Annotated in this window: 9 protein-coding genes; 7 read left to right on the plus strand and 2 right to left on the minus strand. The window is 74.3% G+C overall.

All coding sequences use genetic code 11. The features are described from left to right. Positions 1-17 precede the first annotated feature (17 nt). The 4 genes from ACWGKT_RS11180 to ACWGKT_RS11195 are packed head-to-tail and all read left to right on the plus strand — an operon-like array spanning position 18 to position 2,518. Complete coding sequence (locus ACWGKT_RS11180; RefSeq protein WP_453273408.1) at positions 18-908, plus strand: DMT family transporter; 891 nt, start codon at positions 18-20, stop codon at positions 906-908. Further along, positions 905-1,111: a Trm112 family protein gene (locus ACWGKT_RS11185; RefSeq protein WP_453273347.1), complete on the plus strand. Its 207-nt coding sequence runs from the start codon at positions 905-907 to the stop codon at positions 1,109-1,111. Before ACWGKT_RS11180 ends, ACWGKT_RS11185 begins: the two co-directional genes overlap by 4 nt. After that, the gene (locus ACWGKT_RS11190) at positions 1,108-1,944 is read left to right on the plus strand and encodes an FkbM family methyltransferase (protein WP_356150047.1); all 837 of its coding nucleotides are present in this window, start codon (positions 1,108-1,110) and stop codon (positions 1,942-1,944) included. The genes ACWGKT_RS11185 and ACWGKT_RS11190 overlap by 4 nt, the downstream gene beginning before the upstream one ends. Beyond that, on the plus strand, positions 1,907-2,518 hold the full coding sequence (locus ACWGKT_RS11195) for a hypothetical protein (RefSeq protein WP_453273348.1): 612 nt from the start codon (positions 1,907-1,909) through the stop codon (positions 2,516-2,518). The genes ACWGKT_RS11190 and ACWGKT_RS11195 overlap by 38 nt, the downstream gene beginning before the upstream one ends. Here the strand turns inward: ACWGKT_RS11195 and ACWGKT_RS11200 are convergent. Continuing rightward, on the minus strand, positions 2,508-3,389 hold the full coding sequence (locus ACWGKT_RS11200) for an ATP-grasp domain-containing protein (protein ID WP_453273349.1): 882 nt from the start codon (positions 3,387-3,389) through the stop codon (positions 2,508-2,510). The two genes, ACWGKT_RS11195 and ACWGKT_RS11200, sit on opposite strands and share 11 nt — an antisense overlap. A gap of 115 nt (positions 3,390-3,504) precedes the next feature. Here ACWGKT_RS11200 and ACWGKT_RS11205 point away from each other — a divergent pair, with 115 nt between their 5' ends. The 3 genes from ACWGKT_RS11205 (at position 3,505) to ACWGKT_RS11215 (ending at position 7,485) form a co-directional block, all read left to right on the plus strand. Continuing rightward, a complete protein-coding gene (locus tag ACWGKT_RS11205; RefSeq protein ID WP_453273350.1) occupies positions 3,505-4,563 on the plus strand; it encodes a MerR family transcriptional regulator in 1,059 nt (352 codons plus the stop codon). Between the two features lie 125 nt (positions 4,564-4,688). Beyond that, complete coding sequence (locus ACWGKT_RS11210; RefSeq protein ID WP_453273351.1) at positions 4,689-6,146, plus strand: acyl-CoA synthetase; 1,458 nt, start codon at positions 4,689-4,691, stop codon at positions 6,144-6,146. Further along, entirely contained in the window at positions 6,139-7,485 is a 1,347-nt protein-coding gene (locus tag ACWGKT_RS11215; protein WP_453273352.1) for a carboxyl transferase domain-containing protein, read from the plus strand. The genes ACWGKT_RS11210 and ACWGKT_RS11215 overlap by 8 nt, the downstream gene beginning before the upstream one ends. Before the next feature lie 21 nt (positions 7,486-7,506). On the opposite strand, the gene ACWGKT_RS11220 is transcribed toward ACWGKT_RS11215, so the two are convergent. Beyond that, positions 7,507-11,139: a S8 family serine peptidase gene (locus ACWGKT_RS11220; RefSeq protein ID WP_453273353.1), complete on the minus strand. Its 3,633-nt coding sequence runs from the start codon at positions 11,137-11,139 to the stop codon at positions 7,507-7,509. Positions 11,140-11,192 lie beyond the last annotated feature (53 nt).

The following is an 11,192-nucleotide window of genomic DNA, read 5'->3' on the forward strand; positions in this document are numbered from 1 at the left end:
CGGCCATGTGGTGGGGAGTGGTGGCGGCCCTGCTGTCGAACGTCCTGTACAGCACCGGGTTCGTGCTGGAGAAACGGGCCCTGTCCGCGCTGCCCGAGGTGACCGTGCGCAAGCCCGCCCGGCTGCTGCGGCTGGTGCTCGGCAGCCCGCTGTGGATCGGCGGCTCGCTGGCGCTGGCGGCCGGGTTCGGCGCGCAGCTCGTCGTCTACCGCACCCTGCCCATCGCGGCGGCGCAGGGGCTGTTCGTCTCCGGTCTGGTGCTGCTCGTCCTGCTGTCGGCGCGGCTGCTCGGGGAGGAGACCAGCGGCCGGGAGCGGTATGCGCTGGGCGCGATCCTGGCCGCGCTGCTCATGGTCGTGCTGTCCCTGCGGGAGAGTTCGGAGAAGGTCAGCCGGGCCGCTCCGTACCCGCTGGTGCTGCTCGTGTCCGTGCCCTCGCTCGCCGCGGGCGTGTGGCTGTACCGGGCCACCGAGCGGCGCGCCCACAACCGGCACCGGCTGCCCACGACGGGCGTCGAGTACGGGGTGGCGGTGGGCCTGCTGTACGGGGTCAGCTCGCTGGCCATCAAGGGCGTGTCGAGCTGTCTGACCGGCGGGCCGCTCGGCCTGCTGCGCTCCCCGTACCCGTATCTCCTGCTGTTCACGGGTGTGTTCGGCCTCGTCATGTCCCAGGCGGCGCTGCAACGCTGCCGCGCCTCGCTGATCGTTCCGGTGTGCACGACGGTGACCTGCCTGTTCACGGCGGTGCTCGGCACGCTGTCGTTCGGCGAGGCGCTGCCGCACGACCCGGTGCGGCTCGCCCTGCGGCTGACCGGGACGGCGCTCGCGGTCGCCGTGCTGCTGACCATGCCGAAGCACGACGCCGCTTCCGAACCCGCCCTCGGTGCCAAGGAGTTGACACCCCCATGAAGCCCGACGACCCGCTGCTGAGGATCCTGGCGTGCCCGCTCGACAAGGGGCCGCTGCACCTGTTGCCCGAGGAGGCCCTCTACAACCCGCGGATGCGCCGCCGCTATCCGATCGTGGACGGCATCCCGCAGTTGCTGCCCTCGTCCGGGGAGCAGGTGTCGGACGAGGAACACGAGGAGCTGCTGAGGCGGATGACACCGTGAAGGGACCGACCCTGGCCGCCCGGCTGGCGCCCCGGCTGCCCACCCGGCTCGTCGCCGCCACCGCCCGCGCCGTCTACCCGCGCTTCGAACCGGAGCTGGCCCGGCTCGGCGACCTCTGCCCGGCCGACTGCGGCACGGCGGTGGACGTCGGCGGCTGGTACGGCCCCTGGACGCGCCGCCTGTCCGCACGCGCGCGCCAGGTGGTGACCGTCGAACCCGTCCCCCACCTGGCGCGGCTGCTGGCGTCGGCGTTCCCGGCGAACGTGCGGGTGATCCAGGCCGCCGCCGCCGACCGGCCCGGCATCGCCCGGCTCTGGCTGCCGCCGGACGACGCGGGCGACCGTGGCGTGTCGTCGCTGGTGCGCCGCGACATCCACGGGCGGGCCCTGGAGGTGCCCCGCGTGACCCTCGACGAGCTGGGTCTGCGGGACGTCGGCTTCATCAAGATCGACGTGGACGGCGGCGAACTGGCCGTGCTGCGCGGCGCCACGGCGCTGCTCGCGCGCGACCGCCCGGCGCTGTTCGTGGAGCTGGAGGCGCGGATCCAGCCGGTCGCTCCGGTGGTGACGTATCTGCGGCTGCTGGGCTACGAGGGCTGGGTGCTGCCGGGCAGCACCTGGATACCGCTCGGGTCCTTCCCGCTGGAGGCCCACCAGGCGCGGGCCTCGTACGTCGTGGCGCACGGCCTGCTGCGCCGGGTGCTGCCCTTCGGCGCCCTGCGGGGGCCGCGGTACGTCAACTCGGTCCTGTTCCTTCCGGACGGCCGCCGCCCGGGGACGCGCCCCGTCGGCGACGATGGGTCCCATGCCCTCCTCCGGAAAGCGCCCCGCTAGCCCCGCCGGCCCCTTCACCCCGCGCGACTTCCAGCTGGTGCTGCTGCGCCGCATGGCCGACCACAACCCCGGTCCCGTCGAGGACGCCCGCCGTGAGCTGGGGGTCTCGATGGCGGACATGCGGGAGGCCAACAAGCGTTGGCAGGGGATGGTCCGCTCGCCGCGGTCCCGCTCGGCGGCCGCGCGCTACCGCTCGGTCCTGGGCCATCCGGAGACCGAGACCAAACGCACCATCGGCGACCTGGAGTGCATGGCCTGGCAGTGGCCGGTACCGCTGTGGCCCACCCTGCGCTTCGAGGTCATGGTCGCCCCGGACGGGGCGGTGTGGAACGAATGGCTGGTCCGCGCCCCCGGCGCCCCCGCCCCGGACCTCCGCACCGTCGAGGACCTCACCCCCTGGTCCTGCACGGTCGACGAGGCGGCCCGCGCCTTCGCCCCCGCCCGCCCCCTGGAGGGCACGGCACCGACCCGCTGGGGCCTGGCGTTCACGGCGCCGGACGCGCAGGGCGTACGGCGGGAGGTGGTCGCCGAGTTCACCTGGGGGCTGCTGCAGCGCACGGCGGTCAGCGGCTAGGGCTTGTGGCGGTCGCGAGGATCGCCGCGACGACCGCGTCCAACGAGCCCGGGTGCAGGAACAGGAACAGGTTCGGCTCGACCAGTTCCAGCTCCATCACGCGGGGCTCCCCGTCCGCGCCGTCGACGAGGTCCACGCGCGCGTACAGCAGCTCGGGCGCTTCCGGTACGGCGGCCAGGGCGCGCTCCGCGACGGAGAGTTCGGCCGGGGTAGGGGTCCACGGCTCCAGGTCGGGGTGGGCCACCTTGTCCGCGTCGTAGGCGGCGCCGCGCGCCAGGACGGCGCGCTTGCGGCTGGCGTGCAGCAGACGGCCGCCGAAGAACTGCAGGGCGCGCTCGCCGCTGACGTCGATGCCCTCGACGTACGGCTGCACCATCGCGGTGAGCCCCTCGTCGTGCATCCGGGCCAGGTGTCCGACGGCCCGGTCGCGCTCGCCGGGGGTGTAGCGCGCGGCGAACCGGGCGCCCGCGCCGAAGGTGGGCTTGACCACGAACTCGCGGTCGTCCGGCAGGTCGGGAGCGTCCCCCGGGGCGAGGTAGCCGGTCGGCACGACGGGCACACCGGCCGCCGCGAGGTCGCCGAGGTAGCGCTTGTCCGTGTTCCAGCGCACGACGGCGGCCGGATTGGCGATGCGCGTCGCCTTCCCGACCCGCTCCGCCCACGTCACGAACTCGTCCGCGCGCCAGCTGTAGTCCCAGGTCGACCGGATGACCACGAGATCGAACCCGCTCCAGTCGGCGCCTGGGTCGTCCCAGTGCACGGCGACGGCCTCGGCCCCCGCGTCCGTCAGGGCCGCCACCAGCACCGGCAGGTCACGGTCGTGGTGGGGCTCGTCGCCCGGGTCGTAGGTGGCGAGTGCGATACGGGGCATGCGCCGCAGGCTAACAACCTCTCCCGCAACCGATCCAACGGGTTTGACCTTCACCTTTGGTGAGGCCCCAGCATCGGTGGCGGAACGACGAGCGGACGTACGGGGGTGGCGGCGCATGGAGCTGCTGACGATCGGGGCCTTCTCGAAGGCGTGCCGGCTGTCGCCGAAGGCGCTCAGGCTGTACGACGAGCTGGAGCTGCTGCGGCCCGCGCGGGTCGACCCGGACACCGGGTACCGCTACTACGCGGTGGAGCAGCTGGAGCGGGCACGGCTGGTGGCGTGGCTGCGGCGGCTGGGGATGCCGCTGGCCTCGATCCGGCAGGTGTGCGCGCTGCCGCCCGCGGCGGCCGCCCGGGAGATCCGTGCCCACTGGGCGCGGGTCGAGCGGGAGACGGCCGTGCGGCGCGACCTGGCCGCGTTCCTCGTCGACCATCTGACCGCAGAGTCGAGGAAGGACACCGCCATGCTGGAACTGCGTTCCTGCGCCCACTCCGACATCGGGCGCGTACGGCCCGCCAATCAGGACACCGCGTACGCGGGCACCCGCCTGCTCGCCGTGGCCGACGGGTGCGGCCCCGCCGGAGCACCCGCGAGCAGCGCCGCCGTGGAGGCGCTGAAGTTCCTGGAGAGCGAGGAGCTCCCGGCAGGCAGTGTGCTCAAACTGCTGGAGGACGCCGTGCAGGGCGCGAGCCAAGCCGTCCAGGACGTGGCCGGCGGCAGCGAGGACATCGGCACCACGCTGACCGCGCTGCTGTGGACGGGCTCCCGGCTGGCCCTCGTCCACATCGGCGACTCCCGCGCGTACCTGCTGCGCGACGGCGGCCTGTTCCTGATCACCCACGACCACACGGTCGTCCAGTCGATGATCGACGAGGGACGGCTCACCCCGGAGGAGGCCACCGCCCATCCACAGCGCGCCCTGCTGCTCAAGGCGCTCTGGGGCGGCGCCCCCACCACCCCGGACCTGAAACTGCACGACGCCCTGCCCGGCGACCGGTACCTGCTGTGCTCCGACGGCCTGTCCGGCGTCGTACCGGACGACCGGATCACCCGGCTCCTGTCCGCCGCCCCGGCCCCGGACACCGCGGTCCGCACCCTGATCGCGGAGGCGAACGCGGCCGGCGGCCCCGACAACGTGAGCTGTGTGGTGGCGGACGTGGTGGAGGCGGCGTGAGCGGAGGCGGGTCCTCCAGCGGACTGCGACCCGGCTCCCAGCCGATCACTGGCATGGGGAGGCGGTACCTGGTGTAGGAAGGGTGGTGTCGTCCCCAGCGCTTTTCGACAGCTAAGGAGCACCGCGTGTCCTCCCTCTTTCCGGCCCTGGTGGGTGGTCCGGGCGAACAGGTCGCCCTGAGGTTCGGTGACGGTGAGCGGTCGTTGACGTACGGGGAGCTCGCGGGCGCGGCGGGCGCGGTGGCCGCCCGGGTGCGGGGCGCGGACCGGGTGGCCGTGTGGGCCACGCCGGAGCTGGAGACGGCCGTGGCGGTGGTGGGCGTGCTGCTCGCCGGGGTGGCCGCGGTGCCGCTCAACCCCAAGTCGGGCGCGAAGGAACTCGCGCACATCCTCACCGACAGCGCGCCCTCCCTGGTGCTGGCGGCGCCGGGTGCCGAGCTTCCGGCCCCGCTGGCCGGGGTGGAGCGGGTCGACGTCGACGTGGACGCGCGCGGCACCGGTGCCGTGCCGAAGAACCGTGCGGCCGAGGGCGACCCGGCCCTGATCGTCTACACCTCCGGCACCACCGGCCCGCCCAAGGGCGCGGTCATCCCGCGCCGGGCGGTCGCCACGACCCTGGACGCGCTCGCCGACGCCTGGCAGTGGACCGCCGACGACGTGTTGGTGCACGGGCTGCCGCTGTTCCATGTGCACGGGCTGGTGCTCGGCGTCCTGGGACCGCTGCGGCGCGGCGGTTCGGTGCGGCACCTCGGCCGGTTCGGCACCGAGGGCGTGACCCGCGAGCTGACGGACGGCGCGACCATGCTGTTCGGGGTGCCGACGATGTACCACCGCATCGCCGAGGCCCTGCCCACCGACCCGGAGCTGGCCAAGGCGCTGGGCCTGGCCCGGCTGCTGGTCTCCGGGTCGGCCGCGCTGCCCGTGCACGACCACCGGCGGATCCTGGCCGCGACCGGACAGCGGGTGATCGAGCGGTACGGCATGACGGAGACGCTGATGAACACCAGCGTCCGGGCCGACGGCGAGGCACGCGCCGGGACGGTCGGCGTGCCGCTGCCGGGCGTGGAGCTGCGGCTGGTGGAGGAGGACGGGACGCCGCTCGGGGCGTACGACGGGGAGACCGTCGGCGAGATCCAGGTGCGCGGCCCGAACCTGTTCACCGAGTACCTGAACCGTCCCGACGCCACCGCCGCCGCCTTCACCGCCGACGGCTGGTTCCGCACGGGGGACATGGCGGTGCGCGAGCCCGACGGGTACGTGCGCATCGTCGGCCGCAAGGCCACCGACCTGATCAAGAGCGGCGGCTACAAGATCGGGGCCGGGGAGATCGAGAACGCGCTGCTGGAGCACCCGGCGGTGCGCGAGGCGGCCGTCACCGGGGAGCCGGACGCCGACCTCGGCGAGCGGATCGTGGCCTGGATCGTGCCGGCGGACCCGCAATCGCCGCCCGGAGTCGAGGAGTTGGCCGCCCATGTGGCGGGCCGGCTGGCCCCGCACAAGCGTCCGCGGGTGGTCCGCCACCTGGACGCCCTCCCCCGCAACGACATGGGGAAGATCATGAAGCGGGCGCTGGGCGATGCCTGAGCGACTGTCGGCGCGCCAGATACTGACGTCGCTCTGCGACGCCTCGACCTTCACCGAACTCCCGGCCCCGGCCCGGGAGTCCAAGCCGGACGGCCCGATCTCCTGGCAGGGCTACGACGCCTCGCGCGCCCGTGCCACCGACCGCACCGGCGAGGAGGAGTCCGTCGTCTGCGGCACGGCGAGCGTGGAGGGCACCCGGGCCGTGCTGATCGCCTTCGAGTTCGGCTTCCTCGGCGGCTCGCTCGGCGAGCGCACCGGCGACCGTCTGGAGGCCGCGTACATCCACGCCCGCGCACACCGGCTGCCGGTGGTCCCGCTGGTCGCGACCGGCGGCAGCCGGATGCAGGAGGGCATGTTCGCCCTGACCCAACTGCAGCGCGTGGCCCGCCAGTCGGCGCTCACCCGCGAGGCGGGCCTGCCCCAGATCGCCGTCCTGCGCGACCCGACCACGGGCGGCGGCTGGGCCACCCTGGGCGCCGGCGCCGACATCACCCTCGCCCTCCCCGGTGCCCAGGTCGGCTTCGCGGGCTCCCGGGTCCGCCCGGCCGACGCGGACCCCGCGGCCTACACGGCACAGGCCCAGGTGACGGCGGGCTCGGCGGACGCGGTGCTCCCGCCGGAGCGGCTCAGGGAGACGGTGGGGCTGTGGCTGCGGCTGCTGACCGCACCGGCCGAGGCGGCGCCCCCGCCCCACGCCCTCGGCGCCACCGGCCTGCCGGCCACCGGCTGGGAGGCCGTCCTGCGCGCCCGCTCCCCCGAACGGCCCCGGGCGCACGCCTACTTGGACGCCTACTTCACCCGGCGCGCCGCCCTGGTGGGCGACCGGTGCGGCGGGGCCGATCCGGACGGGATGCTGTGCGGGTTCGGCGAACGGGACGGACGGACCGTCGCCTACGCCGCGCAGACCGGGGCGGCGACCCGGCCGGCCGGCTACCGCACCGCCGCCCGGCTGATCCGGCTGGCGGACCGGCTCGGGATACCGGTGCTGACGCTGGTGGACACGCCGGGTGCCGCCAATGACGCCGAGGCGGAGCGGCAGGGGGCGGGACCGGCGATCGCGGAGCTGTTCGGGGCGGTGGCCGCCGCCCGTACCCCGATCACCACGCTGGTCATCGGCGAGGGCGGCTCGGGCGGGGCGCTGGCGCTGGCCGCTCCCGGCAACACCTGGGCCACGCCCGACAGTTACTTCTCGGTGATCGCGCCGGAGCTGGCCGCCGCGATCCTCAAGCGCCCGCCGCGGGAGGCGGAGGCGACGGCGGACCAGCTCCGTATCCGGCCGCAGGACCTGGTGGAGCTGGGGGTGATCCGGGGCATCCAGGACGTCGAGGACCACCCCTGAGCGGCTCCGCCCCAGGCGCGGCTACTGCACGCCGATCGCCCGGATCGCCTCCTGCGTCACCGAACCGCCCCGGTCGTCACCGGCCGAGGCCCGCAGGGACACGTATCGGGCGTCGCGCGGCACGGTCAGGGTGCCGTGCCAGGAGGCCGCCCGGCCGGTGAGCCGTACGGGCCGCCAGGTGGTGCCGTCGTCGTACGACACCTCCAGCTTCCCGCCGCCGAGGGTGCCGGTGCCGGACGCGTTCGCCACGTACTGCGCGGACAGCCCGACCGGCACCCGGCTCCCGCCCCGCACGCCGCCCGCGAGGTCGGTGTCGACGTCGAAGGCGAGGTTGACCAGCGGTAGATACGTCCAGCGGTCCTCGGGGGTCGCCGCCGACCGGAAGGTCCACTCGGTGTGGCCACGGGTGGCCGGCCCCCAGCGGTCGGCGTCCAGCGCGGTGTCGGTGACCACCTTGTAGGTGTGCTCGTCGGCGGGCGCGTCCCAGACGTAGACCCCGGAGCTCTTGCGCCGGTCGACGAGGGTGCCGTCCAGGTACACCGCCGTCTCCTGGCTCATCCCGCTGTCGTCGCTCCACACGTCGCCGAACCCGGTGTGGTCGGGCCCGGAGTCGCCCCAGCCGGGGGTGTTGAGCTGGATCTGATTCCCGGCACGCTGCTGCCCCCAGCCGAGCCCGGTGCCCAGCCACGGGTGCCAGACCGGCTTGAACCAGTTCAGCGTCGGACTCGACCCGCCGGTGTAGCGCACCAGCCCGCTCCGCTCCTCCAGCGTGCCGTCGCCGACCGCCACGGACTCGTGCCACAGCTGACCGGGGCCGGTGGAGACGTAGTCGGTGCGCTCGGCCGGGTAGTCGACGTGTTCCTGGAAGCCGAGGCCGAGCGGGAAGGTGTCGGTGAGGGAGTAGCGGAACTCGCCGCCGCTCATCGGCCGTGCCGCGTGGAACCGCACCTTGAGCGCGGCCAGTCGGCGGGCGGAGGGCGCGTAGGTGAGGTCGCGGTCCGGGATCGCTCCCTGGTGTCCTTCGGAAAGGTCGTACATGTACGGCGAGTTGCGCGTCCCCGTCATGTCGGCCTGTCCGGCGGCCCGCAGCCGTGCCGCGTCGGCCGCGTTCAACGTGGCGATCGGCAGCGGCCGGTCGGCGTTGTCGTCCGTGCCCCACCAGGCCATCAGCCGGCCGGGCGCGTCGTCCGTCACGAACAGCGCCTTGGCGCCCGCGTCCTGCGCGGCCTGGGCGAGGGCGGCCGGATCGGCGCCGTCGGCGAGGTGCGCGAGGACGGCCTTGCCCGCAACGCCGGAGACGGGGCCGTCGCCGACGTCGACCAGCGGCAGCCGCGTGTGCCCCTCGGTGAGCGTGCCGCCGGGCTGGACGACCGCCTCGCCGACCCCCCTGACCCGCAGGAGCGGCTTGCCGAGCCGCCAGACGGTCCGGTACTCGAAGGAGCCCCGGGTGACCTCACCGGTGGGCGCGGCGAAGACGCTGTCGTAGGTGAGGGGGACCTGGACCGCGCCGAACAGGTCGGCGCCGTTCGCCTTCCGGTCGTACTCCATGAGCAGTTGCCGGGTCTCGGTGCGCCGCTCGACCCGCGCCTTCACCTCGCGCAGCGTGCGCCCGTCCAGGGTGATGTCGCGGTCCCGGTCGAGGGTGATCTCGGGGGCGGCGAGGAAGCCGAGCCCGAGGGAGTCGGCGCCGTGGCTGCCGCGCACGTCGAGGAAGGAGGCCAGGGTGTACGTGCCCGGCTGGAGTCGCAGTTTCAGAGTGCCGAAGTCGCCGACGTGGGCGGGGAAGGGGTCTTCCCGCACGGCGAGCCGTTGCACGGTGAGGTCGGCGGCGGTGGGGGCGCCGTCCCGGTCCAGGACGTGGACGGTGAGCGTGTACCGCTCCTCCTCCTTCACCAGCCCGAAGACGGTGTGGGCGACGGGCGTTCCGGCGACGGCAGCCACGATCTGCCCGCTGGTGGTGCCGACCGGCGCCTTCGATCCGTCGCCGGTGACCGTCGTCGACGCGGTGCCGTGCGCGGGGACGGTGAGGGTGGTGTCGGCGAGGGTGGCGACTCCGTCGGGTCCGCCCTGGACGGACAGCGACAACTCGATGTCGGAAGCGGATGAGTTGGCGTAGGTGACGGTCCTGGTGACGGGCTTGTCGGCGTCGTAGGGCCAGCTGTGGAAGCCCAGGTCGGCGCTGCCGGTCGCGGTGATCTTCGCGGTCACCGCGTCGGGGACGCTGACCCGGCCCGCCCCCAGCACATAGGCCGACTCGTCGAGTCGCTTCGACGTCGACATCAGCGCGTCCTTGAGCCGGGCGCCGGTCCAGTCGGGGTGCTCCTCGGCGAGCAGGGCGGCGACCCCGGCGATGTGCGGGGTCGCCATGGACGTACCGCTCATGGAGGTGTAGTAGCCGCTGCCGGGCAGGAGTTGGGAGCGGGCGGCGAGGATGTCGACGCCGGGGGCGGACAGGTCGGGCTTCAGGGCGTTGTCGCCGTACCGGGGGCCGGCGCTGGTGAAGTGGGCGGCGCGGTCGTCCGCGTCCACCGCGCCGACGGTGAGGGCCGCGTCGGCGGCGCCGGGCGAGCCGATGGAGGAGGGGGCACCGGTGTTCCCGGCGGCGACGACGAAGAGGGCGCCCGTCTCCTTCGAGAGGGTGTTCAGGGCCTCGGCCATCGGATCGGTCCCGTCGCTGGCCTCCGTCGAGCCGAGGCTCATCGAGACGATCCGGGCGTGCACGTCCCGCGCCGCCCACTCCATGCCGGCGATGATCTGGGACTCACTGCCCGAACCCTGGTCGCTGAGCACCTTGCCGACCGCGAGCGTGGCGCCGGGCGCGACGCCCCGCTCCCGGCCGTCGGAGGCGGCTCCGCTGCCGCCGACGGTGGAGGTGACGTGGGTGCCGTGGCCGTTGCGGTCGGCGACCTCCTGCCCCTCGATGAAGCTCTTGGTGGCGGACACCCGCTCCGCGAGGTCGGGGTGGCCGAGGTCGACGCCGGTGTCGAGGACCGCGACGGTGACGCCCTTGCCGGTCAGCCCGGCGTCCCAGGCGGCCCGCGTGCCGATCTGCGCGTTGCTCTCGGCCATGTCGGCCTTGACGCGTCCGTCCAGCCAGACCTTGTCCAGGCCGCCGTGCCGGGTGAACGACCGCCAGAAGGTCCGGCCCCTGTCCGCCAAGACGGCGGCCCCGCGCAGGCTGGGCAGGGGCCGGGTCCGCTCGGCGCCGCGCGGGGTGATCGCCCGTGCGCCCTTGCCGTACGTCACGATCAGCGGCAGCGTGTCGGTCTTCCCGTCGGCGAGCCCCTGCCGGATCAGCCCGCTCACGTCGAACAGCCGCCGGTCCAGGGTGCCGGCCCACAGGTACGGCAGCGCCTCGTCCGGTACGACGGTGATGTCGCCGCCGCTCGCCTCGGTCCGCACCGCCCCGCGGGCCCCCGGCGGCCGGTCCACGGTGACCGTCCGCTTCCCGTGCCCGAGGTCGGTGACGGTCACCTTGTCGCCGGTGACGAGGGTGACGGTGGTGCGCGCGGAGTCGGGGGCGGAGGTGCGTAGGGAGCCGGGTGCTGGGGTGGGTGTGCCGGCCGCCGGGAGAGCCGGCAGCAGGGCGAGTACGAGCCCGGCCGACAGGACGGTCACCCCGGTCGCTCCTCGTCCGGCTGATCCTCTGGTCATCCACGCCTCTTCTCAGTCGAGTGCGCCGAGTACTGCGAAGAGTTTCACGGGGC

Source organism: Streptomyces sp. NPDC054794 (genome assembly GCF_053611585.1).